Origin of the sequence: Sphingopyxis sp. L1A2A (assembly GCF_005502465.1) — a bacterium.
Classification (GTDB): domain Bacteria; phylum Pseudomonadota; class Alphaproteobacteria; order Sphingomonadales; family Sphingomonadaceae; genus Sphingopyxis.
Window position 1 is genome coordinate 86375 of record NZ_SCOT01000005.1, and the last position, 22816, is coordinate 109190.

Annotated in this window: 22 protein-coding genes and 2 tRNA genes; 13 read left to right on the forward strand and 11 right to left on the reverse strand. The window is 67.1% G+C overall.

Annotated features, from left to right (window positions below):
- Positions 1 to 8 precede the first annotated feature (8 nt).
- The 4 genes from FFS68_RS05200 to FFS68_RS05215 all read left to right on the forward strand — a co-directional run bounded on the left by FFS68_RS05200 (position 9) and on the right by FFS68_RS05215 (position 5423).
- Positions 9 to 1826: a hypothetical protein gene (locus FFS68_RS05200; RefSeq protein ID WP_137752142.1), complete on the forward strand. Its 1818-nt coding sequence runs from the start codon at positions 9 to 11 to the stop codon at positions 1824 to 1826.
- Between the two features lie 57 nt (positions 1827 to 1883).
- Positions 1884 to 2813, forward strand: coding sequence for a tyrosine recombinase (locus FFS68_RS05205; protein ID WP_137752143.1), 930 nt, complete (start codon positions 1884 to 1886; stop codon positions 2811 to 2813).
- A 10-nt stretch (positions 2814 to 2823) separates the two neighbouring features.
- Positions 2824 to 3771 carry an acetyl-CoA carboxylase carboxyltransferase subunit alpha gene (locus FFS68_RS05210; protein WP_137752144.1) on the forward strand — a complete coding sequence of 316 codons (948 nt, stop codon included), beginning with the start codon at positions 2824 to 2826 and terminating at the stop codon, positions 3769 to 3771.
- A 140-nt stretch (positions 3772 to 3911) separates the two neighbouring features.
- Positions 3912 to 5423 carry a M48 family metalloprotease gene (locus tag FFS68_RS05215; protein ID WP_137752145.1) on the forward strand — a complete coding sequence of 504 codons (1512 nt, stop codon included), beginning with the start codon at positions 3912 to 3914 and terminating at the stop codon, positions 5421 to 5423.
- A gap of 65 nt (positions 5424 to 5488) precedes the next feature.
- Here the strand turns inward: FFS68_RS05215 and FFS68_RS05220 are convergent, their stop codons facing one another.
- Entirely contained in the window at positions 5489 to 5659 is a 171-nt protein-coding gene (locus FFS68_RS05220) for a Flp family type IVb pilin (protein WP_137752146.1), read from the reverse strand.
- A 144-nt stretch (positions 5660 to 5803) separates the two neighbouring features.
- Complete coding sequence (locus tag FFS68_RS18100; protein WP_137752147.1) at positions 5804 to 5974, reverse strand: Flp family type IVb pilin; 171 nt, start codon at positions 5972 to 5974, stop codon at positions 5804 to 5806.
- A 66-nt stretch (positions 5975 to 6040) separates the two neighbouring features.
- Between FFS68_RS18100 and FFS68_RS05230 the strand changes: the two genes are divergently transcribed.
- The gene (locus tag FFS68_RS05230; RefSeq protein WP_137752148.1) at positions 6041 to 6469 is read left to right on the forward strand and encodes a (deoxy)nucleoside triphosphate pyrophosphohydrolase; all 429 of its coding nucleotides are present in this window, start codon (positions 6041 to 6043) and stop codon (positions 6467 to 6469) included.
- On the opposite strand, the gene FFS68_RS05235 is transcribed toward FFS68_RS05230, so the two are convergent.
- Positions 6466 to 7257: a methyltransferase domain-containing protein gene (locus FFS68_RS05235; RefSeq protein ID WP_249340022.1), complete on the reverse strand. Its 792-nt coding sequence runs from the start codon at positions 7255 to 7257 to the stop codon at positions 6466 to 6468. The two genes, FFS68_RS05230 and FFS68_RS05235, sit on opposite strands and share 4 nt — an antisense overlap.
- Positions 7258 to 7341: 84 nt before the next feature.
- Between FFS68_RS05235 and FFS68_RS05240 the strand changes: the two genes are divergently transcribed.
- The 4 genes from FFS68_RS05240 to FFS68_RS05255 all read left to right on the forward strand — a co-directional run bounded on the left by FFS68_RS05240 (position 7342) and on the right by FFS68_RS05255 (position 9100).
- A complete protein-coding gene (locus FFS68_RS05240; RefSeq protein WP_249340023.1) occupies positions 7342 to 8214 on the forward strand; it encodes a ComF family protein in 873 nt (290 codons plus the stop codon).
- Positions 8215 to 8226: 12 nt separating this feature from the next.
- The gene (gene grxC, locus FFS68_RS05245; protein WP_137752149.1) at positions 8227 to 8487 is read left to right on the forward strand and encodes a glutaredoxin 3; all 261 of its coding nucleotides are present in this window, start codon (positions 8227 to 8229) and stop codon (positions 8485 to 8487) included.
- A 13-nt stretch (positions 8488 to 8500) separates the two neighbouring features.
- Positions 8501 to 8974: a DUF1178 family protein gene (locus tag FFS68_RS05250; RefSeq protein ID WP_137752150.1), complete on the forward strand. Its 474-nt coding sequence runs from the start codon at positions 8501 to 8503 to the stop codon at positions 8972 to 8974.
- A gap of 49 nt (positions 8975 to 9023) precedes the next feature.
- A tRNA-Arg gene (locus tag FFS68_RS05255) sits at positions 9024 to 9100 on the forward strand.
- Positions 9101 to 9117: 17 nt separating this feature from the next.
- Here the strand turns inward: FFS68_RS05255 and FFS68_RS05260 are convergent.
- Together FFS68_RS05260 and FFS68_RS05265 are read right to left on the reverse strand one after the other, a co-directional pair.
- Positions 9118 to 9951, reverse strand: a complete 834-nt coding sequence (locus tag FFS68_RS05260) for a MaoC family dehydratase N-terminal domain-containing protein (RefSeq protein WP_137752151.1) — start codon at positions 9949 to 9951, stop codon at positions 9118 to 9120.
- 7 nt (positions 9952 to 9958) lie between these two features.
- Positions 9959 to 11122 (reverse strand): acyl-CoA dehydrogenase family protein, encoded by a 1164-nt coding sequence (locus tag FFS68_RS05265; protein WP_137752152.1) that lies wholly within the window; start codon positions 11120 to 11122, stop codon positions 9959 to 9961.
- Between the two features lie 138 nt (positions 11123 to 11260).
- Here FFS68_RS05265 and FFS68_RS05270 point away from each other — a divergent pair, with 138 nt between their 5' ends.
- Both FFS68_RS05270 and FFS68_RS05275 read left to right on the forward strand, forming a co-directional pair.
- Positions 11261 to 12058: an autoinducer binding domain-containing protein gene (locus FFS68_RS05270; protein WP_137752153.1), complete on the forward strand. Its 798-nt coding sequence runs from the start codon at positions 11261 to 11263 to the stop codon at positions 12056 to 12058.
- A 53-nt stretch (positions 12059 to 12111) separates the two neighbouring features.
- Complete coding sequence (locus FFS68_RS05275; RefSeq protein WP_249340024.1) at positions 12112 to 13029, forward strand: alpha/beta hydrolase; 918 nt, start codon at positions 12112 to 12114, stop codon at positions 13027 to 13029.
- Between the two features lie 96 nt (positions 13030 to 13125).
- On the opposite strand, the gene FFS68_RS05280 is transcribed toward FFS68_RS05275, so the two are convergent.
- From FFS68_RS05280 to moaA, 3 genes are all read right to left on the reverse strand, one after another.
- Positions 13126 to 13200: transfer RNA gene (locus FFS68_RS05280), tRNA-Asn, on the reverse strand.
- Positions 13201 to 13283: 83 nt separating this feature from the next.
- Entirely contained in the window at positions 13284 to 14054 is a 771-nt protein-coding gene (locus tag FFS68_RS05285) for an NAD kinase (protein WP_137752154.1), read from the reverse strand.
- Between the two features lie 43 nt (positions 14055 to 14097).
- Positions 14098 to 15114, reverse strand: a complete 1017-nt coding sequence (gene moaA, locus FFS68_RS05290) for a GTP 3',8-cyclase MoaA (RefSeq protein WP_137752155.1) — start codon at positions 15112 to 15114, stop codon at positions 14098 to 14100.
- Positions 15115 to 15173: 59 nt separating this feature from the next.
- Between moaA and FFS68_RS05295 the strand changes: the two genes are divergently transcribed.
- Positions 15174 to 16370, forward strand: coding sequence for a GGDEF domain-containing phosphodiesterase (locus tag FFS68_RS05295; protein WP_137752156.1), 1197 nt, complete (start codon positions 15174 to 15176; stop codon positions 16368 to 16370).
- 29 nt (positions 16371 to 16399) lie between these two features.
- Here FFS68_RS05295 and mfd read toward each other — a convergent pair whose 3' ends face one another.
- Together mfd and FFS68_RS05305 are read right to left on the reverse strand one after the other, a co-directional pair.
- Positions 16400 to 19984, reverse strand: coding sequence for a transcription-repair coupling factor (gene mfd, locus FFS68_RS05300; protein WP_137752157.1), 3585 nt, complete (start codon positions 19982 to 19984; stop codon positions 16400 to 16402).
- Positions 19981 to 20241: a succinate dehydrogenase assembly factor 2 gene (locus FFS68_RS05305; protein WP_137752158.1), complete on the reverse strand. Its 261-nt coding sequence runs from the start codon at positions 20239 to 20241 to the stop codon at positions 19981 to 19983. The genes mfd and FFS68_RS05305 overlap by 4 nt, the downstream gene beginning before the upstream one ends.
- 159 nt (positions 20242 to 20400) lie before the next feature.
- Here FFS68_RS05305 and recG point away from each other — a divergent pair, with 159 nt between their 5' ends.
- Positions 20401 to 22467 (forward strand): ATP-dependent DNA helicase RecG, encoded by a 2067-nt coding sequence (gene recG, locus FFS68_RS05310; RefSeq protein WP_137752159.1) that lies wholly within the window; start codon positions 20401 to 20403, stop codon positions 22465 to 22467.
- Here the strand turns inward: recG and FFS68_RS05315 are convergent.
- The gene (locus FFS68_RS05315; RefSeq protein ID WP_120217026.1) at positions 22464 to 22805 is read right to left on the reverse strand and encodes a PilZ domain-containing protein; all 342 of its coding nucleotides are present in this window, start codon (positions 22803 to 22805) and stop codon (positions 22464 to 22466) included. The genes recG and FFS68_RS05315 overlap by 4 nt on opposite strands.
- Positions 22806 to 22816: the final 11 nt, after the last annotated feature.

Consider the following 22816-nt stretch of genomic DNA (forward strand, 5'->3'; position numbering starts at 1 on the left):
GCAGCGCGATGACGAAAAAACTGCTGACGCTGACCCTGGGCCTGTCGGGCACCGCGCTGGCCGCCGCGCTGGTGTTGCCCGCGATCGCGCAGGAATCGCTGCTGCCCGAAGGTTTCGGCAATTCGCCCGAAACGCCGGCGCCGCGCCCAACGCCGACCCCGTCGCCCGGCACCGCGCCGACTTCGACCCCCAAAAACGGCACGCTTCCGCCGCCCGTCACCGCGACCATCGGCGCCACCGATACCGCCGGGACGCCTGCTGAAGCCGCCGATGAAGAGGGCGAGGATGGCGAGGAGGTCGAACCGGGGACGCTGAAATACGACCTGCCGCCCGGGGCACGGCGCCTGCTCACCCGTATCGGGCCGCTGACCCCTGAAACCGGCGGGCTGGCCCCCGATGCCTTTGGGGTGCGCGGCCAATATGCCGCCGCGATCATGCGGCGGACCAATGGCCAGTTCGCATCGCGCTGGGGCCAGATACTGCTCCGCCGCTCGCTCGTGTCGGCGATCGACACCCCCGACACGATCAACGGCGCCGACCTGGCCGCCGAACGCGCGTCACTCCTGCTACGGATGGGCGAATCGATTGCGGCGCGCTGGATCGTTCAGGCGGTCGATCATGACCGCGCCAGCCCGCGCCTCGTCGCTGCGGCGCAGCAGGCCTATCTCGCCAATGCCGATCCGGCGGGCATGTGCGCCTATGTGCCCGCGGGGCTCGCGCATGGCGACGAGCAGGCGTGGCGGCTGGCGTCGGCGATCTGTTCGGGGCTGTCGGGCGAGGCGGGGCCGGCGGGCTGGGCGATCGGCCGGGTGCGGTCGAGTGGCAAGATTTCCAATTTCGACATATTGCTCGCCGAACGCGTGCTGGGCGCGACGGGCAGCGGCCGCCGGTCGACAACGATCGAATGGGACAATATCGACCGGCTGACCAGCTGGCGTTTCGGCATGGCGACGGCGACCGCGGTTCCCGTTCCCGAAGCGCTGCGCACCGCCGCGCCCGCCAATATCAAGGGCTGGACGGTGCTGGCGCCGATGACCGACATGGCGAGCCGGGTCGCCGCGGCGCCCGAAGCGGCGGCGCGCGGGGTGCTGTCGAGCGAGGCCTATGTGTCGTTGCTAAGCGCCGCGGCGAGCGAGGAGGAACCGAGCGAGGCCCTCGCGGCCCAGACCGACCAACTGCGCGGCGCTTTTCGCCTCGCGACCGGGGCCGACCGCTATGCCGCGATGGAGGGTATCTGGGGCGCCGGGACAACCCCGGTGCAGCGCTATGCCGCGATGGTGTCGACGGCGCGCGCCGCCGCCGCGCTGCCGGTCCGCACCGACGTCGGCGGCGATCCGTGGCAGCTGCTGGGATCGATGCTGGCGGGCGGGTTTGACGAGAATGCGGTCGCGTGGGTGCCGACAGTAACCGTGGGCAGCCGCGCATGGGGGGTGCTCGCGGTCGGATCGCCGCGGCCGCTGACCGGCACCACCACGGGCGCCGTCGGACAATTTTCGGGCGATGACGACAGCGCCGACACGCTGCGCTCCAAATTCCTGCTCGCCGGTCTGGCCGGGCTCGGACGGATCGATGCCGACGCCGCGGCGTCGGCGGCGAGCGACCTCGAGGTCGATCTGGGCAAACAGACGCGCTGGTCGCGCGCGATCATGGCGGCGGCCGAGCGCCGCGAACCCGGCATGGTCGCCTTGCTCGCCGCGACCGGGATGCAGGGCGAATGGTCGAAAGTGCCGCCCTATCATCTCTATTACATCGTCCGCGCGCTGCGCGAGGTGGGGCTGGAGTCCGAAGCGCGGATGATCGCCGCCGAAGCACTAGTGCGTGTCTGAACCGGCCCCAGCGTCGGACATCGACCATGTCTGAGCGTTCGACGTTGCGGTCAGACCATGTCTGACGGGGCGGCGATCGACCGTTTTCTCGAGATGATGGCCGCCGAGCGCGGCGCCGCGCGCAACACGCTGGCCGCCTATCGCCGCGATCTGGAGCAGGCGGCCGAATTGGTCTCGGGGCGGCTCACCGATGCCGACGTCGCGGCTTTACGAAAATTGATGGCGGGTTATCAGTCGCTTGCGGCGAGCAGCGCGGCGCGCAAGCTGTCGGCGCTGCGTCAGTTTTTTGCCTTTCTGCTCGACGAGGGCGACCGCGCCGACAATCCCGCGCTCGACATTGCGCGCCCGACGACCCGGCGCCCGCTGCCGCGCATTTTGACCCACGAGCATGTCGGGCGGCTGTTCGGGCAAGCCGAGGACGAAGCACATGGCGAGGCGCCGCCCGCCGCGGCCGTGCGGATGCTGCTGCTGCTCGAACTGCTTTACGGGTCGGGGCTGCGCGCCAGCGAGCTGGTGTCGCTGCCGCGCCGCGCGATCGCCGGGGAGCGCGAATATCTGATCGTGCGGGGAAAGGGCGACAAGGAACGGCTGGTGCCGCTGTCGGATCGCGCCCGCGGCGCGCTCGATCGCTGGCTTCCGTTGCTCGCCGACGGCGCCCTCTGGCTGTTTCCGTCGGGCAAAAGCCATGTCTCGCGCGTCCGGCTGTTCCAGATGCTGCGCGACCTGGCGGCCCGCGCCGGGATCGATCCGGCGGCGGTCAGCCCGCATGTCCTGCGCCACGCCTTTGCCACCCATTTGCTCGAAGGCGGCGCCGATCTGCGCGCCTTGCAGCTGATGCTGGGCCATGCCGACATCGCGACGACCGAAATCTACACCCATGTCGACAGCCGCCGCCTGGTCGAACTGGTCAACCGCCGCCATCCGCTTGCGACCATGGACATCGGGCCGGGATCAGCAGACGTTGACGTTGCCGCGCCATCGGCTTAGCGGTCCGACGATGACAGCCTTTCTGGACTTCGAAAAACAGGTCGCCGCGCTCGATCGGCAAATCGCCGAACTGCGCGACATGGGGGACGATCCCACCCTCAACATCGACAATGATATTGCACGGCTGGAGGACAAGTCCTCGAAATTGCTGCGCGATATCTATACGAAACTCACCCCGTGGCAAAAGACCCAGGTCGCGCGCCACCCCGACCGCCCGCATTTCAAACATTATATCGCCGAGATGTTCGACGACTGGATGCCGCTCGCCGGCGACCGCAATTTCGGCGATGATCAGGCGATTTTGGGCGGGCTGGCGCGCTTTCGTGGTCGCCGCGTGATGGTCATCGGCCATGAAAAAGGCGACGATATTCCGTCGCGCATGAAGCATAATTTCGGGATGGCCAAGCCCGAGGGCTATCGCAAGGCGATCCGTCTGATGCAGCTGGCCGACCGCTTCGGGCTGCCGGTGGTGACGCTGGTCGATACCTCGGGCGCCTTTCCGGGCATCCAGGCCGAGGAGCGCGGCCAGGCCGAAGCGATCGCGCGCTCGACCGAACAATGCCTGGCGCTGGGCGTGCCGATGGTCGCGGCGATCGTCGGCGAGGGTGGTTCGGGCGGCGCGATCGCGCTCGCCGCGGCGAACCGCGTGCTGATGTTCGAACATGCCGTCTATTCGGTGATTTCGCCCGAAGGTTGTGCGTCGATCCTGTGGCGGACGTCGGACAAGGCGGCCGATGCCGCGGCGGCGATGAAAATGTCGGCGCAGGATCTGCTGGGGTTGAAGATCATCGACCGCATCGTTCCCGAACCCGTCGGCGGCGCCCACCGCGCCCCCGATGTCGCGATTGCGGCGCTCGGCGATGCGATCGCGCAGGAACTCGACAGCCTGTCGGGCTTGCCGCGCGATGCAATCCTGGCGGCGCGCGAGGAAAAATTCCTCGCCATGGGCCGCGCCTGACCCGCCGCGATCGCGGAACCCGATCGGGGGGATTTGCGTTCACCGTCAAGATGCTGGCAAGCCGACGTTCAGGCGCGGCTTGCTTAGCCGCGAAGAAGGGATAATCCCGGAACGACGCGCAGTATGTGGGAGGTGTACCGATGACCCGAACGAAGAAAAAAGGCCTCGCGGTCAAGCTGGCAGCGACCGCGGCGCTCGGCAGCCTTGCCTTCACTGGCGCGGCCGACGCGCAGCTGAAAGCGATCAAGACCGCGACCAATATCACGCCGTCCGAACGCAAGCAGGGTGACGAGGCGCATCCGCAGCTGATGGCCGAATTCGGCGGCGCCTACAGCGGTCCGCAGGCGGCCTATGTCGGCCGCGTCGGCCAGAATATCGCGCTGCAATCGGGGCTGTCGAACGCGCGCAGCGACTTTACCGTCACCTTGCTCAATTCGCCGGTGAACAACGCCTTCGCGATCCCCGGCGGCTATGTCTATGTCACCCGCCAGCTGATGGCGCTGATGAACGACGAGGCCGAACTGGCCGGCGTGCTGGGGCACGAGGTGGGCCATGTCGCCGCGCAGCACAGCAAGAAACGCCAGTCAGCGGCGACCCGTAACCAGATTCTCGGCGTCCTCGGCGCGGTGCTGGGCGGTGCGATCGGGGACAGCGGCGGCGTGCTTGGCGGGCTCGGCGGCCTGCTCCAGAACAATGCAATGCAGGTCGCGCAGCTCGCGACGTTGGGCTTTTCGCGCAGTCAGGAGTTGCAGGCCGACCAGCTGGGCGTCCAATATCTGCGCAGCGCCGGTTATGATCCGCTCGCGCTGTCGACGATGCTCGCCAGCCTGGCGAACCAGACCAACCTCGACGCGCGGCTGACCGGCGGCGACGCGCGTTCGCTGCCCGCCTGGGCCAGCACCCACCCCGATCCCGCCTCGCGCGTCCGCAATGCCCAGACGCTGGCGAGCCGTGTCGGCGGCACCGGCGGCACGCGCAATGCCGATGCCTTTCTGACCGCGATCGACAATGTGCTGTACGGTGACGATCCGGCGCAGGGCGTCGTCGAGGGCAATGAGTTCCTGCACCCCGACCTGCGGCTGCGCTTCGCCGTTCCCCGGGGCTATGGGATGCAGAACGGCACCACCGCGGTGACGGTCAGCGGCAATGGCGGTCAGGCGCAATTTACGACCGGTCCGTACAGCGGCGACATGAACGCCTATATCGCCGCCGCGTTCAAATCGGTCGCGGGCAACACCGCGATCAGCCCCAGCGCGGTGCAGCGCACCACCGTTAACGGTATCCCCGCCTCCTATTCGACAGCGCGGGTCGCCAGCCAGTCGGGGCAGGTCGATGTGACGGTTTTTGCCTATGAATTTTCACGCAGCAGCGCCTTTCACTTTGTCACCCTGACCAAAGCGGGCGGAACGGGCGTTTTCAATTCGATGTTCAACAGCGTCCGGCGCCTGAGCACGGCCGAAGCGGCGGCGATCAAGCCGCGGCGGATCGATCTGGTGACGGTGGGGCGCGGCGACACGATGGCCAGCCTGGCGCGGCGCATGGCGTACAGCAATTATCAGGCCGAACGGTTCCAGGTACTCAACCGGCTGACCGCGTCGAGCCGCTTGACGCCGGGGCAAAAGGTAAAAATCGTCGTTTACGCGAGCCGTTGACCGGCAGGCAGAAAAAAAAGGGGCGGTGTCGCCACCGCCCCTTTTCTGTTTTAGCGACCGAGTAATTACGGTGCGGTGTTCAGGTTGGTGTTCACCTTGTTGAAGGTGTTGCTGACGCTGTTGCCAACTGCACCCATCGCGGTGATGCCGGCGACGGCGATCAGAGCGGCGATGAGGCCGTATTCGATGGCGGTGGCGGCTTTGGTGTCGCGGACGAACTTTTTGATGAACTTCATGACTGGTCTCCTGATTTCACTTACCCTGTTGACGGTCTGGTCTGGGTCAACACTGGCTGGTTTAGGACGAATAGGTTTTGAAAATCTTAATGGCGGGATGCGGATCGATGAGGATCCAAGTCCCAAAATCGAACAGTCGTCCGGCTACATCACGCTGGTCGAGGCGTTCGAAACATTGTTCCACATCCTGGTGGTGGAGTTGGCGGTGCCGCTGATGGCGGTGACACCCGCGAGAAAGATCAGGGCCAATATCAGCCCATATTCGACGGCTGTGGCGGCCCTGGTCGACCGCATCAGCCTGTAAATGTTGCCCATTGTTCCACCCCTGACTGAAATATAGTTCCCCGAGGATGGCCATATTCGCACAGGAAGGTTAACAATTTGTCCGTGCCTAACCCCGGAAAACCGCCAAAAACTGGGCTTGTCGTCGTCGCGGCGGCGCTGGTCGATCGCGATGGCCGGCTGCTGGTTCAACAGCGCCCCGACGGTTTGTCGATGGCGGGCTTGTGGGAGTTTCCGGGCGGCAAGATCGAGCCCGGCGAAACGCCGGAGCAGGCGCTGATCCGCGAACTGAGCGAGGAGCTGGCGATCGACGTCGAACAGGCGTGCCTCGCCCCCGGCTGTTTCGCCAGCGACATGCTGGGCGACCGCCATCTGCTGCTGTTGCTCTACGTCTGCCGCAAATGGCGCGGTACCCCGGTCGCGCAGCACGCCAGCGCGCTCCGCTGGGTGCGCCCGGTCGAACTGCACAGCCTTGCGATGCCGCCCGCGGACAAACCGCTGATCGGCTTGCTGGAAGCGTTGATTTAGCCGTTCGGTTTCAACGCCGCGGCCAGCGACGCGGTGCCGCTGCCGCGCCGCGCGGGCTGCGGCTGATCGGGGTGCGGCGCCCAGCCGCTGAAATGGACGAGGCGGACGCTTTCGGCGATGCGACCGTCTGGATCGGCCTGCGCCGCGAAGGCGGCGGCGATCCGGGCCGCCTCCTCGCGCGTCAAGGGCGGTGGGGCCGGGGCCAAGCGGCTCGCCAGGCCGGCGGCGCGCAGGTCGCGGACCAGCGCGAACCAGTCGCCATAGCGCACCGTCAGCGCCTCGACATCGACAACCGGCAGGGTGAAACCCACGCGCTGGAGCAGATTGCCCATCGCCGCGAGGTCGATCTGTGGGTGCAGCCGCGCGATCGGACGCACGCCGTCGGTCATTACCGCGCGGCGCAGGCGCGGCAGGCTGCCGTCACCGACAAAGGCGCCGAGCAGCAACCCGTCGGGCGCGAGCAGGGCGCGCAGGCGGAGCAGCGCGCCGGGCACGTCATTGATGCTGTCGAGCCCGCCGGGCCAGACGACAAGATCGAAGCTGGCGAAGGGCAGGTCGATGGCATCGGCTTCGGCGGGCAGCGCCTCGTTCGCCGCCGCCAGACGCGGGCCAGCCTCGACGATCGTCAATGCGGTGCCGGTGCCGCGCAAATGATCGGCCAGCGCCCTGTCGTGCGCGCCGATCAACAGCGTGCGGGGAAAGTCGCGCGTCACCATCGCCAGCCGGTCGTGCAAAGTTTCGGCGATGATCGGCGCCAGGAAATTGGCCGATGCGGGCAGGCGGGCCATGCGGTCGCGCTGGGCGCGGTGGCGGGCGGCGGAAAAAAGCGGGCGGGGTGATTGCGACATGCGCCGCTTGTGCCGTCCCGGGCGATGCTTCACAAGTCGGTGATGGCGACGACGACGGGGGATGCCAAGGATCAGGGCGCGCCGGGCAGGGCATGGCGCCGCGGCGCGCGCGCGGCGGTGCGCGCGATCGTCGATTATGCGCTGCCGCCGCGCTGCCCGGGGTGCGGCATCATCGTCGGCGCGGACCGGCAATTCTGTCTGGCGTGCTGGACGTCGCTTCACTTTCTCGATGGACCGGGTTGCTCGCAATGCTCGGTCCCGCTCCCCACCGCGCTGCCGGGCGGGCAGATGGCGTGCGGGGCGTGCCTGGCCAATCCGCCCCCCTTTACCGGCGCGCCGGCCGCGGTCGCTTATGGCCCGGTGGCGCGCATCGTCGCGCTGCGACTGAAATATGGACGGCGGACCGGCCACGCGCGCTTGATGGCGCAATTGATGGCGCGGCCCCTCGCCGCGCTGGGCGATGGGGGCGACATGCTGTTGGTGGCGGTGCCGCTGCATCGCTGGCGGCTGTGGTCGCGCGGTTTCAACCAGGCGGCGCTGGTCGCCGACGAATTGGCGCGGACAACCGGCGTGCCGCGCGATCATCACCTGTTGCTTCGGGCCAAGTCCACGGCATCGCTGCGCGGCAAGGGGCGGCGCGAGCGCGAGCGGATCGTCGCCGGGGCGTTTGCGCTGGCCGATGATGCCCGGGCGCGGGTCGCGGGGCGCCATGTCGTGCTGGTCGACGATGTCCACGCCAGCGGCGCGACATTGCGCGCGGCGGCGCGGGTGCTGCGGCGCAGCGGCGCGGCGCGGGTCTCGGCGCTCACCTGGGCGCGGGTCGTCCCCGACGCGCTGATGACGAGCAACATATTTGACTTTGCTTCGTTGGATTCCGATATATCGGACCCGTTGTGACAGGATAGCCGCATGGCCAAGATCGAAGTGTTTACCAAATTCCTCTGCCCCTATTGTTCGCGGGCCAAGGCGCTGCTCGACCGCAAGGGGGCCGCCTATCAGGAAATCGACGTCACGATGGACCGCGCCGGGTTCGACGCGATGGTCGCGCGCGCCGGCGGCGCGCGCACCGTGCCGCAGATTTTCATCGACGGGCAGCATATCGGCGGCAGCGACGATATGGCGGCGCTCGATGCGCGCGGTGGTCTCGACCCGCTGCTCGGCTTGGCCTGAGCTTGGGCAGAGCTTGATCGTTTTCGACCTTTGCTGCGCCGCCGGCGACCACCGTTTCGAGGCATGGTTCGCGAGCAGCGACAGCTTTGCCGATCAACAGGCGCGCCGACTGATCGCCTGCCCGGTGTGCGGCGACAGCGATGTCAAAAAGGCGGTGATGGCGCCGCGCGTCGGCGCCAAGTCGAACCAGCTGTCGGTGGTCGCGCCGGCCAGGCCGATCGATGCCCCGGCGCCGGGCGCCATATCGCCCGAACTGATGCGCCAGGTGATGGCCGACATAGCCGCCAAACAGGCGGAAATTTTGCCGCAATCGCGCTGGGTCGGCCGCGATTTTGCCGATGCGGCGCGCGCGATGCACGAAGGCCGCGCAGCCGAAGACCTGATCCACGGTCAGGCCTCGCCGGGCGAGGCGCAGGCGCTGCGCGACGACGGGATCGCAGCGATGCCGCTGCTGGTACCGATCGTTCCACCCGACGCCGTTAATTGATCCCGGCCAATTGACGCTGAGCGCCCCGCGCCGCTACACGAACCGCGGCGCACCCGTAGCTCAGCAGGATAGAGCATCAGATTCCTAATCTGGGGGCCGTGGGTTCGAATCCCGCCGGGTGCACCACTTCGCTTCGCTTCGCTTTATGAGGTCACCTCGGCCCGCATCGTCGGTCGTCCCGCGGGGTCGCGCGCCCATAATCGGGCCCCGCTGCCCTCGCGCGATAGGCAAAGGTCAAAGGGCGCGCCATCGATCAACGGGGCTTCGGCGCGGAAGCTGAAGCGGGCGGGCTTCAGGCTGGGCATTTCGCGCCGGGCATGATCGATCAGCAGCGTCGCGATCAGCGGACCCTGCACCACGAGCCCGGCATAGCCCTCGACATTGCCGGCATAATCGCGGTCGTAATGGATGCGGTGAGCGTTGAAGGTGAGCGCCGAATAGCGGAACAGCAGCACGGGATCGGGCGTCACGCGGCGGACCGCGGCGGCGGGTTCGGGCTCGACCGGCGACAAAACAGGTGACGCCGTCGGCGCGGCTGCAGACGCGCGATAGACCAGATCCTGTTCCTCGCGGATCGCCGCAATACCGTCTGCGGCAATGTCGTGCCGCAAGGTCACGAACAAGAGGTCGCCGCTGGCGCCGCGCTTGGCGCGGATCGCCGTGATCGTCGTGACGCGGGTCAGCGCCGCGCCGACCGCGATCGGGGCGAGGAATTCGACGCGGCCGCCCGCCCACATCCGGCGGGGGAGGGGAACGGGTGGCAGCAAGCCGCCATCGTCGCGGCGCGGGTGGCCGTCCTCGCCGAGCGCCGACTGGCGCGCGTCGGGCAGGAAATAGAGCCAGTGGCCGAGCGGCGGGACGGTCGCGGGCGGCGCTGCGTCCTGGTCGAGCAGCGCGGCAAGGCCGACCAGCGGCGCTGCGACCGCGATGTCGTGGCGCGTCTCGCTGCGACCGATCCAGGCGGAAAAATCCTCCATGCCGGCCTCAGAAACTTTTGGGCAGGCCAAGCGCGTGGGTCGCGACATGGCTCAGGATCAAATTGGTGCTGATCGGTGCGACCTGATAGAGCCGCGTCTCGCGGAATTTGCGCTCGATGTCATATTCCTCGGCAAAGCCGAAGCCGCCGTGGGTCTGGACGCACATGTCGGCGGCGTACCAGCTCGCCTCGGACGCCAGCATTTTGGCCATATTCGCTTCGGTGCCGCCATCCTGTCCGGCGTCGAACAGCCGCGCCGCCTTGTCGACCATCTCGGCGGCGGCGGCGAGCTGGACATAAGCGCGCGCGATCGGGAATTGGACGCCCTGATTTTCGCCGATCGCCCGCCCGAACACCTCGCGTTCCTTGGCATAGGCGGTGGCGCGGTCGATGAAGAAGCGCCCGTCGCCGATGCATTCGGACGCGATCAGGATGCGTTCGGCGTTCATGCCCGACAGGATGTAGCGAAAGCCCTTGCCCTCCTCGCCGATCAAATTCGCCGCGGGGACTTTCAGGTCGTCGAAAAACAGCTCGGTCGTCGCGTGGTTGAGCATCGTGCGGACCGGACGGACGGTCAGCCCGTTGCCCACCGCTTCGCGCATATCGACCAGCAGCACGCTCATCCCGTCGGACGCCTTGGCGCATTCCTCGCGCGGGGTGGTGCGGCACAGCAGGATCATCAGGTCCGAATGTTCGGCGCGGCTGATCCAGATTTTCTGGCCGTTGACGATATAATCGTCGCCGACCCGCCGCGCGAAGGTGCGGATGCGGGTGGTGTCGGTCCCCGCCGTCGGCTCGGTTACCCCGAACGCCTGCAGCCGCAATTCGCCGCGCGCGATCGCGGGCAGATAGTCGGCTTTCTGGGCGGCCGAACCATGTTTCAGCAGCGTCCCCATCGTGTACATCTGGGCATGACAGGCACCGCCGTTGCACCCCGAGCGGTGGATTTCCTCGAGCACCGCGGTCGCCGCGCCCAGCCCCAGCCCCGACCCGCCAAACTCTTCGGGGATCAGCACCGACAGAAACCCCGCGTCGGTCAGGGTGCGGACAAATTCGGTCGGATAAATGCGGTCGCGGTCGAGCCGTTGCCAATATTCGCCCGGAAAACCGGCACAGAGGCGGCGCACTGCGTCGCGGATTTCGGGATAGCTTTGCGGCTGGGCATCGGACATCGGCACTCGCTCTCCCTGATCGTCCGCTGAGCCTTAGGACGACCGGACGCAGCGCGCCAAGATGAATCGATAACGACGCGGCTCTTTCAACCCGCTGTCTAATCGGGCTATGACACCGCCGTCGATCGAGGAGTCGCCATGTCCGAAGTCCAACCATTTTTGTCCGATCGCCGCGGAGCGTTCGGGCGGCATCTGGTGGCGCACCGCAAGCGCGATGGCCGGTCGCAACTGGTGCTGGCGCTCGATGCCGGGGTATCCTGCCGCCATCTGGGATTTCTGGAGACCGGCCGCGCTAAACCCAGCGCCGACATGGTGGCGCGCCTGGCCGGAGCGCTCCGCCTTTCGGGTATGGAGCAGGACCGGCTGTTGCTGGCCGCGGGGCTGGCGCCGCGCTTTGCCGACCGAATTCGCGACGCCGGGACGCTGGGGACGCGCGCTTTCGACGCGGCGCTCGCGCTGGCCGCGTCGAAATCGGTTGCGTCATCGACACGGATCGCCGCCGAGTTTTTCGGCGAGATCGGGATTGATCATTTCATCACGGGCACATTGCGGGGCTCGCCCGCGGGGTGGGACATAAGGCGCGATGCGGGCGGTCGGCCCGCAGCCGGATGGCTTCAGCACAATTATACCAACCGCTATCGCAACACCGATTATCTGGTCCGCGCGACCGCGGCGCGCGACCGCGGATTTTTCTGGAGCGACATTCCGCCCGCGGTGATGAACGACGCCCAGCGCCGCATCCTGGCCGAAGCGCGCGATTTCCGGATCAGCGACGGCTTTGTCCTGCCGATCCCGGTCGGCGACGGTTCGGTTCGCGCCTTTTCGTCGTGGGGCGAGCGGGTCGAAACCACTGGTGCGACGCGCACCGCGGCGTCGCTGGTCGCCCGGGCGCTAGTGGAAAATCTGCACGATCTGAATCAGCTACCTGCGGGGTAGTCGCGCGGCGAGCCGCTGACTGACATCGTGAGGCTCCACTTATGGGGGAGCAGATGATGAACCGACGGGATGTTTTTGCCGCCACGCTGGCGGGCGGCGCTGCGCTCTCGCTGGCAGCGAAACCGACGCGCGCCGCCGCCCCGCGCGCGGCGACGGCAAGTCCCGCGTGGGTCACGGCGGGCGACGGGACGCGGCTGTACGTGCGCAGTTGGGGGACGGGGGCGCCGATCCTGTTCCTGTCGGGCTGGGCGCTGTCGTCGGATATGTGGGCGTATCAGATGGCGGCGCTGTCGGAACGCGGGTTCCGCTGCATCGCCTTTGACCGGCGCGGGCATGGCGGCTCGGACGATCCGGGCCGCGGCTATGACTATGCGACGCTGGCGGGCGATATCGACGCGGTGCTGACCGCGCTCGACGTCAGGGGTGCGACGGTCGTCGCCCATTCGATGAGCGGCGGCGAAATATTGCGCTATCTTGGCGGCAAGGCGGCGGCGGGCCGAGTTGCGCGTGTCCTGTTCCTTGCGACGACGCTGCCGTGCTTAGCGGCAAAGCCCGACAATCCGGCCGGCGTTCCCGCCGCCGCCTTCGACCAGATGCGCCAGCAGTTTTATCGCGACTTTCCGCAATGGATCGACGGCAACAGCGACCCGTTCGTGGTTCCCGAAACCAGCCCGCTGATGCGCCAGTGGATCAAGAATATCATGCTCGGTACTTCGCTGCGCGCGGTGATCGACCTCAACCGGGCGATGACCGCAGCGGATTTCCGCGCCGACCTTCGCGCTATCACCGTGCCGGCGCTGTTCATCCATGGCGACAAAGATGCCTCGGCGCCGCTCGCGATCACCGGGCTGCTCGCGTCGCAGCTGGTGAAATCGGCCAAGCTGGTCGTGTACGAAGGCGCACCGCACGGGCTGTTCGTGACGCATATCGACCGGCTCAACCGCGACATCGAGGCTTTTGCGAGGGCATAGCCGACGGCGACGTCGGTTCAGCCCATTGCACGATCGCTTGCCGACGCCGACGCGATACCCCGCGCGGGCGAAATCTCCGCTCCATGTCTGAAGAAATGGCTCCCCGGGTAGGATTCGAACCTACGACCGATCGATTAACAGTCGATTGCTCTACCGCTGAGCTACCGAGGAACATCCCGCCGATGCGGGCAAGGCGGCCCCTTTGCCGTGGACCGACAAGATTATCAAGAGGGTTTTGGCGCGACAGGCGCCGCTCAGACGATAAATTGTTCCATCGCGATGCGTTCGTCGAGGCCCTGGTCGGGATCGAACAGCAAAGTCAGCGGTCGGCTGCGGTCGGTGGTGACCAGCACCGTCTTTACATCGCGGATCTCGCGCTGGTCGGCGACCGCGCTGACCGGGCGTTTCGCCGCTTCGCGGACGTTGAAGCGGATGCTCGTCGATTCGGGAACCAGCGCGCCGCGCCAGCGGCGCGGGCGGAACGGGCTGATCGGGGTCAGCGCCAGCATTTCCGATTCGAGCGGCAGGATCGGGCCGTTGGCGCTGAGGTTGTACGCGGTCGATCCGGCGGGGGTCGACACCAGCACGCCGTCGCATGCCAATTCCTCGAGCATCGTCTTTTCGTTGATGATCACTTCCAGCTTGGCCGCCTGACGTGTTTCGCGCAGCAATGAAATCTCGTTGATCGCTGGCAGGATATGGCGCTCGCCGCTGATCGTCGTAATGTCGCCGCTGAGCGGATGGATCAAAAATGGCCGCGCCGCCGCCAGCCGGTCGATCAGCCCTTCGATCCGAAATTCGTTCATCAAAAAGCCGATGGTGCCGCGGTTCATCCCGAATACCGGCATGCTGCGCCGCTGGTCGAGCAACTGGTGCAGCATGTGGAGCAGGAAACCGTCGCCGCCGAGCGCGATCAGCAAATCGGCGTCGTTCAGATCGACGAAGTCATAAAGCGGGCGCAATTCGGCCTCGGCCTCCATGGCGGCGGGCGCGTTCGATGCGACAAGCGCGATCTTGCGATTCATATTGGTCCGCTTCCCCCGTGCCTTCAAATAACGGGGCGGCCGGTCAGCCGCCCGTTGCACTCATATGACGCGCGACCGCCGGTGTGGACTTTCGTTCGATATGAAAGTCATGCGCACGGGGTTTGCCAGCCAATGCCAGATCAATCAACCCATCGACATCGCCCGCTTCGCGCAGCGCCGCGCGCAGGTCGACATGATCGTCCTGCCCCAGGCACATATAGACGCGGCCCTCCACGGTCAGGCGGATGCGGTTGCACGTCGCGCAGAAATTGTCCGACAGCGGGGTGATCAGCCCCAGCGTGACCGGGCTGTCCTCGACCGCGAAATAACGCGCCGGGCCGCCGGTGCGCTTGTCGACCGGATACAGCGCGCGGACGTCGCGGAGCGGGGCAATGAAATGATGGAGCGGGATATAATGGTCGCTGCGGTCGGCTTCGACCTCGCCCAGCGGCATCGTTTCGATGAGGGTAAGGTCGCAGCCGGTCGCGGCGCAATAATCGAGCATCGGCAGCAGCTGGTCTTCGTTGAGCCCGGCGAGCGCGACCATGTTGATCTTCACCGCCAGCCCGGCGGCGCGCGCGGCGGCGATCCCGCCGAGCGCAACCTCGACGTCGCCGACCCGGGTGATGTGCCGGAAAGCCGCGGGATCGAGGGTGTCGAGGCTGACGTTGATCCGCCGCACCCCCGCCGCCGCCAGCATCGGCGCATATTCGGCCAGCCGCATCGCATTGGTGGTCAGCGTCAGCTCCTCGAGGCCGTTGCCGATCATCGTCCCCAGCCGCGCCGCCAGCGTGTCGATGCCGCGCCGCACCAGCGGCTCGCCGCCGGTCAGCCGGATGCGGCGAATCCCGCGCGCGACGAAGCGTTCGGCAATTTCTCCCATTTCTTCGATGCTCAGCACCGCCGATTTGGGCAGAAAGATCATGTCTTCGGCCATGCAATAACGGCAGCGCAGGTCGCAGCGGTCGGTGACCGACAGGCGCAAGTAACTGATCCGGCGGCCATGTCCGTCGATCAAGGGGGCCGCGGGCGCGGCGGATTGGGAAAATGTGGCAGCCACGCGCCCCTTGTGATGCAAAAGGCAGGAACTTGGCAAGCAAAGCCTGCTAGGGAAACCCGATGAATCGCCTCTCCGAATCCTTGTCCGCCTGCGTCCGCAAACTCGAAGCCCTGCACGCGCGCCACGACGCCGACGCTGGCGTGATCCTGGTCCAGGTCGACCAGATGGCGCGGATCAACAACAGCGCGGGAACCGCGACGGGCGACGCCGTGCTCGATGAAATCGGGCGGCGGCTGGAAAATTTTGCCAGCGACGAATTTGGTCAGGGATCGTGCGTCGACCGGCTCGACGGACCGCGTTTTTTGATCGTGCCCTCGACCCCGATGTCGCTGGGCGCGCTGCGGGCGCAGGAACGTGCGCTGCACGTTGCGCTGGCCGAACCGATCGTCGGAGATCCCAACGGCCGTCTGGCGATCCGGATCGCCGCGGCGCTGATCACCCGCGACGAATCGGTCGCCGCCCAGCTCCGCAACGCCGGTGATCAACTGTCCCGTCCCGCGTCGGCGCGCGACGGGGTGATGGTTCACGCCGCACTGTCGGGCAACGAGGTCATGATCCATTACCAGCCGCAATATGACGTCGGCACCGGCGAAATGATCGGGGTCGAGGCGTTGCTGCGCTGGCAACACCCTGAGCTCGGCCTGCTCGGCGCCGGGCCGCTGGTCACCGCGGCGCGCGCGGCGCGGCTCGAATGCGAGCTGACCGAACATGCCCACCGCGTCGCGCTCGCCGAAATGGCGAGCTGGCCCCGGTCGCTGGCGAAACTGCGCGTCTCGCTCAACATCACCGCCGCCGACCTGGGCGATCCCGAATTTGCCGGCAGGTTTGCCGCGATGGCGAAAGCGGCAAAGGTCGACCCCGACCGGCTGACGCTCGAGTTGACCGAACAGGCGATGCTCAGCGACCCGGCGAGCGCGGCCGAACAGCTGGCGCAGATCCGCGCTCTCGGCTGCGCGATCGCGATCGACGATTTCGGCACCGGCTATTCCAGCCTGTCGCTGCTCGCACGGCTGCCGATCGATTATCTCAAGATCGACAGCGGTTTCACCCGCACCATCGACGGCAGCGACCGCGACCGCATCGTCGTGCGCGCGATCGTCGACCTCGCGCGCGCGCTGGGGCTACTGGTGGTGGCCGAGGGGATCGAGAATGAACGCCAGCTGGCGCGCCTGTCCGAGCTGGGGGTGGCGACCTGGCAGGGGTTTTTGAAGTCGGGTCCGGTGCCGGCGGAGCAGTTGCTGGGGCTGATGGCGTAACCGTCGCCCCCGCCTTCGCGGGGGCGACGTCAAACGACCTGCTTCGCCAGCTTCGCCAACCCCTTTGACAATTGCAGCGCGCCGTTCAGCCGCGCTCCGGTGCTCACCCAGTCGCCGCTCACCGACAGCTTGTTGTCGGGGCGAAGGCGGGCGCGGCCTTTAAGCCGTTCGACATAGGCGATCAGCCCGGGGACATTGGCGAACTGGTCGCTGTGGAACGACACGAGTGCGCCCTTGGTGCCGACGTCGAGCTTGGCGATGCCCGCGGCGCGGGCGTTCGCCTTGATCTCCATCAGCTGGACCAGGTTCGCGGTTTCGGGCGGCAGCGGGCCGAAACGGTCGATCATCTCGGCCGCAAAGGCGTCAAGGGCCGGACGGTCGGCGGCGTCGTTGAGGCGGCGATACAGCGCCATCCGCAGCGGCAGGTCGGGGACATAATCCTCGGGGATCAGGATCGGCGCGTCGACGGTGATCGTCGGTGACAAGGCTTCGCGCGGGGGCAGCTTGCCCGCGCCTTCGGCCTTGGCCATCAGGATCGCCTCTTCCAGCATCGACTGGTACAGCTCGAATCCGACCTCGCGGATATGGCCCGACTGTTCGTCGCCGACGAGATTGCCCGCGCCGCGAATGTCGAGATCGTGGCTCGCCAGCTGGAACCCCGCGCCCAGCGTGTCGAGATCGCCGAGCAGTTTGAGCCGCTTTTCGGCGGTGTCGGTGATCGCACCATGTTCGGGGGTGGTGAGGTAGGCATAGGCGCGCGTCTTGGCGCGTCCGACGCGCCCGCGCAGCTGATACAGCTGGGCCAGGCCAAAGCGGTCGGCGCGGTGGATGATCAGCGTGTTGGCGCTCGGGATGTCGAGCCCGGATTCAACGATGGTGGTCGACAGCAGCACGTCATATTTGCGGTCGTAAAAGGCGCTCATCCGGTCCTCGACCTCGGTCGGGGTCATCTGGCCGTGGGCGACGACATATTTGATCTCGGGCACGCGGTTGCGCAGGAATTCCTCGATATCGGGCAGATCCTTGATCCGCGGGACGACGAAGAAGCTCTGCCCGCCACGGTCATGTTCGCGCAGCAACGCTTCGCGCAGCACGACGGCATCCCACGGCGCCACATAGGTCCGCACCGCGAGCCGGTCCACGGGAGGCGTCTGGATAACGCTGAGTTCGCGGAGGCCCGACATCGCCATTTGCAAGGTGCGCGGGATCGGCGTAGCGGTGAGGGTGAGGACGTGGACGTCGGCCTTGAGCTGCTTGAGGCGCTCCTTGTGAACGACGCCGAAGCGCTGTTCCTCATCGACGATGACGAGGCCGAGGTTCTTGAACTCGACCGATTTGGCGATCACCGCATGGGTGCCGACGACGATATCGATGTGGCCGCTGGCCAGTCCGTCGCGCGTCTTTTGCGCTTCACCGGCGGGGACGAGCCGCGACAGGCGGCCGATGTTGACCGGGAAACCTTTGAAACGCTCGACAAAATTGGTGAAATGCTGGCGCGCGAGCAAAGTCGTCGGCACGACCACTGCGACCTGCACTCCGGCCATCGCCGCGACGAAGGCGGCGCGCAGCGCAACCTCCGTCTTGCCGAACCCGACGTCGCCGCAGACCAGCCGGTCCATTGGCTTCCCCGACGCCATATCGGCGAGCACATCGCCGATCGCGCGGTCCTGATCGTCGGTTTCCTGATAGGGGAAGCGGTCGGCAAAGGCGGGGTAGGCGGCGTCCTGCGCCAGCAATTCGCCCGAGCGCAGCGCGCGCTGTGCCGCGGTTGCGAGCAGTTCGCCGGCGATCTCGCGGATGCGTTCCTTCATCCGCGCCTTGCGGCGCTGCCATGCCTCGCCGCCGAGCCGGTCGAGCGCGACGCCGTCGCTCTCGCCGCCATAGCGCGACAGGACGTCGAGATTTTCGACGGGGACATAGAGCTTGTCGCCGCCCGCATAGGTCAGCGCGACGCAATCATGCGGGCTGTTGCCGACCGGGATCGAGGTCAGTCCCTCATAGCGCCCGATGCCATGATCGAGATGGACGACCATGTCGCCGACGCTGAGCGTCGCGAGCTCGGCGAGGAAGGCGTCGGCGCTCTTGCGTCGTTTCTGGCGGCGGACGAGACGTTCGCCAAGAATGTCCTGTTCGGTGAGTAGGCTGATCGCATCGGAGGCGAAGCCGTGGTCGAGGGGGAGGACGATGAGCGCGACGTTGCCGCTTGGTGAGCCGCCTCCCAACCCGTTCGTGTCGAGCGAAGTCGAGACACCCCTCGGGGTGGCGCTGTTCTGCGCGGTGTCTCGACTACGCTCGACACGAACGGAACTCGAACCCAGTGCTTCCTGCCAAGTCTCTGCCTGCACTAACCCGGTAACGCCATGCTCGCGGAGCAGCCCGGACAGGCGCTCGCGCGCGCCGCCTGAATAGCTGGCGATGATCGTGCGCCGCCCCTTGCGGCGTTCGTCGCTCAGATGATCGGCGACCTTCTGATAGACATTGGCGTCGGCGGCGCGCTCGGGGGTGAAATCGCGCGCGGCAAAGGTTTCGAGGTCGATGACCTGCGGCGACGGCGCGACATCGAACGGGGTGACGACATGGACTGGGCGGCTGCGCGCAGCGCCCGCCCATTCGGCCTCGGTCAGATACAGCGTCTCGGGCGCCAGCGGGCGATAGCTGCCGGTCGACTCCTGTTCGGCGGCGACGCGGTTGGCATGATAATCGGCGATCGCGGCAAAGCGCGTCTCGGCGGTCGCCTCGCTGCGGTGGCCGCGCAGCACCGGGGTTGCGGGGTCGATATGGTCGAACAGCGTCGCCAACCGCTCCTCGAACAGGGGCAGCCAATGGTCCATGCCCGCCTGCCGCCGCCCCTCGCTGACCGCCTGATACAGCGGATCACCGGTCGCCTGCGCCCCGAACAGGTCGCGATAGGTCGAGCGGAAACGTTTGATCGTCGCTTCGTCGAGCAGGGTTTCGGTGGCGGGGAGCAATTGCAGCGCCTTGGCGGGACCAAGGCTGCGCTGGTCGGCGGGGTCGAAGCGGCGGATGCTTTCGATCTCGTCGCCAAAGAAATCGATGCGCAGGCCGTTTTCTTCGCCGGCGGGAAACAGGTCGACGATGCCGCCGCGCACTGCAAACTCGCCCTGGTCGGCGACGGTATCGACGCGGCTGAAGCCATTGGCGACGAGCAATTCGGCGAGCGAATCGCGGTCGATCCGCTGCCCCGCCGCCAGCGTGGTCGCGAGCTGGCGGATGCGGAACGGGGTGAGGGTGCGCTGAGTGATCGCGGCGACGGTGGTCAGGATCAGCTCGCCGCGCTTCGCCGGCTGTTGCAACGCCGACAGCGTCGCCAGCCGGTCGGCGCTGACCCGCATCGACGGCCCGGCGCGGTCATAGGGCAGGCAGTCCCACGCCGGGAAGCGGTGGACAATGAGGTCGGGGGCAAAGAAGGGTGCGGCGTCAGCGACCGCCTGCATCGCCGCATCGTCGGTCGCGACATAAACCAGGCGCCGGTCGCTGGCGCGCGCCAGATCGGCGAGCAGCAGCGGCAGGAAACCGTCGGCGGCGCGCGCCAGCGTCAGCGGCGCCGCTGCCGATCCGATCGCGGCGAAGATGTCGGCGGCGGGCGTCGTCATGGCAGCGGGATATAGTCCAGGCGGCGCATCGCGGCGATCATCGCAGGACGGTTCAGATGCGCGGGCGGCTCGCCGGTGCCGAGCGCCCACGCCATGATGTCGACATCGTCTTCCTCGACGACGATTTCGTACCAGGCGATCTCGTCCTCGCTCCACGTCGCGGCATAGCGGTCGAAAAACCCGCCGATCATATAGTCGGCCTCGCGCGTGCCGCGGTGCCAGGCGCGGAATTTCAGGCGTTTGAGGCGGTCGGTCATGGCGGGCCTTTTAGTCCGATCGAATGATTCAGCAACGAAGATCACCAAGTCCGTTCGTGTCGAGCGAAGTCGAGACACCCCGGCGGACAGCGCTATCCCGCCGGGTGTCTCGACTTCGCTCGACACGAACGGAATGTGGGGGCTAGACACGCCCTAGCCATGCGACCCGAAATCCTCAATCCGCTCTTTGCCGCACTCACCGACCTGAAGGGCGTCGGGCCGCAGCTCGCCAAGCCGCTGGCGCGGCTCGGGCTGGAGCGGGTCGTCGATGTGCTGTTCCACCTCCCGACCGGCCTCGTTCAGCGCTATCCGGTCGATCGCCTCGACGACGCACAGCCGGGTCAGCAGATCATCGTGACGCTTACCGCGCAGGATTACCGGTCGGGGCGCAGCCCGCGCGCACCGTTCGGCGTCGATGCATTCGACGCCGCGGGCGATCATGTCCGGCTCGTCTATTTCGGGCGCACGTCGGGCCTGGCGAAAAAGCTGTTCCCGCTCGGTGAACCGCGGCAGGTGTCGGGACGGCTCGATACCTATGGTGAGATGCGCCAGATCGTCCATCCCGACCATGTCAGCGAACCGGACAGCGAGGAGGCGATTGCCACGAGCGAGGCGGTCTATCCGCTGACCGAAGGGCTGACCAACACGCGGCTGACGCAGCTGGTCGAGATTGCGCTCGAACGGCGCCCCGAACTCGCCGAATGGATCGACGGGCCGCTGCTGACCAGCCGCAATTGGCCCGCCTGGCGCGAGGCACTGACGCGCGCGCATGCCAGTCCGCACGACGCCGCGGCGCACGACCGGCTCGCCTATGACGAGATTTTCGCGAGCCAGGTCGCGCTGATGCTGATCCGTGAGGGGCTGCGCAAGCGCAAGGGCCGCGCGGTGGTCGGCGATGGGCGGCTGATCGATGCGCTGCGGCTGCCGTTCGGGCTGACCGGGGCGCAGGAACGGGTGGGGCGCGAGATCGCCGCCGATATGGGCCGCGAGACCCCGATGCTGCGGATGCTGCAGGGCGATGTCGGGTCGGGCAAGACGCTGGTGGCGCTGCGCGCGATGTTGGCGGCGGTCGAGGCGGGGACGCAGGCGGCGCTGCTCGCGCCGACTGAAATATTGGCGCGCCAGCATTTCGCGACCTTGCAGGCAATGCTGGCGGGGCTGCCGGTCACCATCGCGATCCTGACCGGGCGCGACAAGGGCCGCGTGCGCGAATCGACGCTGATAGGGCTCGCCGACGGCAGCATCGACATCCTCGTCGGCACCCATGCGATTTTTCAGGATGCAGTGGCGTATCGCGATCTGGCGCTGGTGGTGGTCGACGAACAGCATCGCTTTGGCGTCGCGCAGCGGCTGATGCTGACCCAAAAGGCGGCGCGGCCGCCGCACCTGCTGGTGATGACCGCGACCCCGATCCCCCGCACCCTGCAACTCGCCAATCACGGCGAGATGGACGTGTCGCGGATCGACGAGATGCCGCCCGGGCGCACCCCGGTCGATACTCGCGTCGTGTCGGTCGACCGCCTCGACGAGGTGGTCGGCGGGCTTGAGCGTCATCTGGCGACCGGAGCGCAAGCCTACTGGGTCTGCCCGCTGGTCGCCGAGAGCGAAATGAGTGAACTCGCCGCCGCTGAAGATCGCGCCGCGCTGCTGCGCGAACGGCTGGGCGCCCATCGTGTCGGGCTGGTCCATGGCCGGATGAAGGGGCCCGACAAGGATGACGTCATGGCACAGTTTCAGGCGGGCGAAATCGGTGTCCTCGTCGCGACGACGGTGATCGAGGTCGGGGTCGATGTCCCCGCCGCCAGCCTGATGATCGTCGAACATGCCGATCGCTTTGGCCTGGCGCAGCTGCACCAGCTGCGCGGGCGCGTCGGGCGCGGCGCGGCGAAATCGGTGTGCCTGCTGCTACGCTCGCAAAATCTGTCCGAAACCGCGCGCGAACGGCTGGCGCTGATGCGCGAGACCAACGACGGGTTCGTGATTGCGGAAAAGGATCTGGAACTGCGCGGCGGCGGCGAACTGCTCGGGCTCAAGCAGTCGGGCGACGCCGATTATGGTCTGGCGAGCGCCGAGCAGTTGGTGCGGTTGCTGCCGGTGGCGCACGACGATGCGCGGCTGTTTGTCGAACGCGACGGCGGGATGGACGGCGCGCGCGGCGAGGCGGTGCGGCACTGCCTGTACTTGTTCGAGCGTGATGCGGCGGTGCCGCTGCTGCGGAGCGGTTAGTTGACGTCGGCCCGGGCGCCCATGGCGCGGATCATCGGCAGATAATCTTCGACCGCGATCGACTTGTCGAACTGGACACCGGTCTTGCCGCCCAATGACCACACCACCTTGGCCGCGGTGCGGCCGATGATCGGCATACGGAAGACGACGAGGTCGCCGATCTCGAGCCCGCGCTCGAACCGCATCAGCATGCCGTCGGCGCTGATGTTGACGCAGGTGCACATTTCCTGCCGTCCGTCCGGCATGACGAAGGGCAGGCGGACATAGACGTCGCTACGCGGAGCAATTCGCTGGTCGAGCCCGACATAATGGGCCTTGCTGGTGTCGATCTTGCGCATTTTTGTGGACC

Coding starts and splice junctions, on each gene's coding strand:
- FFS68_RS05315 (WP_120217026.1), bottom strand. CDS start 22,805: ATGCGCAAGATCGACACCAGCAAGGCCCATTATGTCGGGCTCGACCAG.
- FFS68_RS05305 (WP_137752158.1), bottom strand. CDS start 20,241: ATGACCGACCGCCTCAAACGCCTGAAATTCCGCGCCTGGCACCGCGGC.
- FFS68_RS05235 (WP_249340022.1), bottom strand. CDS start 7,257: ATGGCCCGCCTGCCCGCATCGGCCAATTTCCTGGCGCCGATCATCGCC.
- FFS68_RS05295 (WP_137752156.1), top strand. CDS start 15,174: ATGAATCGCCTCTCCGAATCCTTGTCCGCCTGCGTCCGCAAACTCGAA.
- FFS68_RS05260 (WP_137752151.1), bottom strand. CDS start 9,951: ATGGAGGATTTTTCCGCCTGGATCGGTCGCAGCGAGACGCGCCACGAC.
- FFS68_RS05265 (WP_137752152.1), bottom strand. CDS start 11,122: ATGTCCGATGCCCAGCCGCAAAGCTATCCCGAAATCCGCGACGCAGTG.
- FFS68_RS05200 (WP_137752142.1), top strand. CDS start 9: ATGACGAAAAAACTGCTGACGCTGACCCTGGGCCTGTCGGGCACCGCG.
- FFS68_RS18100 (WP_137752147.1), bottom strand. CDS start 5,974: ATGGGCAACATTTACAGGCTGATGCGGTCGACCAGGGCCGCCACAGCC.
- FFS68_RS05270 (WP_137752153.1), top strand. CDS start 11,261: ATGTCCGAAGTCCAACCATTTTTGTCCGATCGCCGCGGAGCGTTCGGG.
- recG (WP_137752159.1), top strand. CDS start 20,401: ATGCGACCCGAAATCCTCAATCCGCTCTTTGCCGCACTCACCGACCTG.
- FFS68_RS05285 (WP_137752154.1), bottom strand. CDS start 14,054: ATGAATCGCAAGATCGCGCTTGTCGCATCGAACGCGCCCGCCGCCATG.
- FFS68_RS05275 (WP_249340024.1), top strand. CDS start 12,112: ATGATGAACCGACGGGATGTTTTTGCCGCCACGCTGGCGGGCGGCGCT.
- FFS68_RS05210 (WP_137752144.1), top strand. CDS start 2,824: ATGACAGCCTTTCTGGACTTCGAAAAACAGGTCGCCGCGCTCGATCGG.
- grxC (WP_137752149.1), top strand. CDS start 8,227: ATGGCCAAGATCGAAGTGTTTACCAAATTCCTCTGCCCCTATTGTTCG.
- FFS68_RS05205 (WP_137752143.1), top strand. CDS start 1,884: ATGTCTGACGGGGCGGCGATCGACCGTTTTCTCGAGATGATGGCCGCC.
- mfd (WP_137752157.1), bottom strand. CDS start 19,984: ATGACGACGCCCGCCGCCGACATCTTCGCCGCGATCGGATCGGCAGCG.
- FFS68_RS05220 (WP_137752146.1), bottom strand. CDS start 5,659: ATGAAGTTCATCAAAAAGTTCGTCCGCGACACCAAAGCCGCCACCGCC.
- FFS68_RS05215 (WP_137752145.1), top strand. CDS start 3,912: ATGACCCGAACGAAGAAAAAAGGCCTCGCGGTCAAGCTGGCAGCGACC.
- FFS68_RS05240 (WP_249340023.1), top strand. CDS start 7,342: ATGCTTCACAAGTCGGTGATGGCGACGACGACGGGGGATGCCAAGGAT.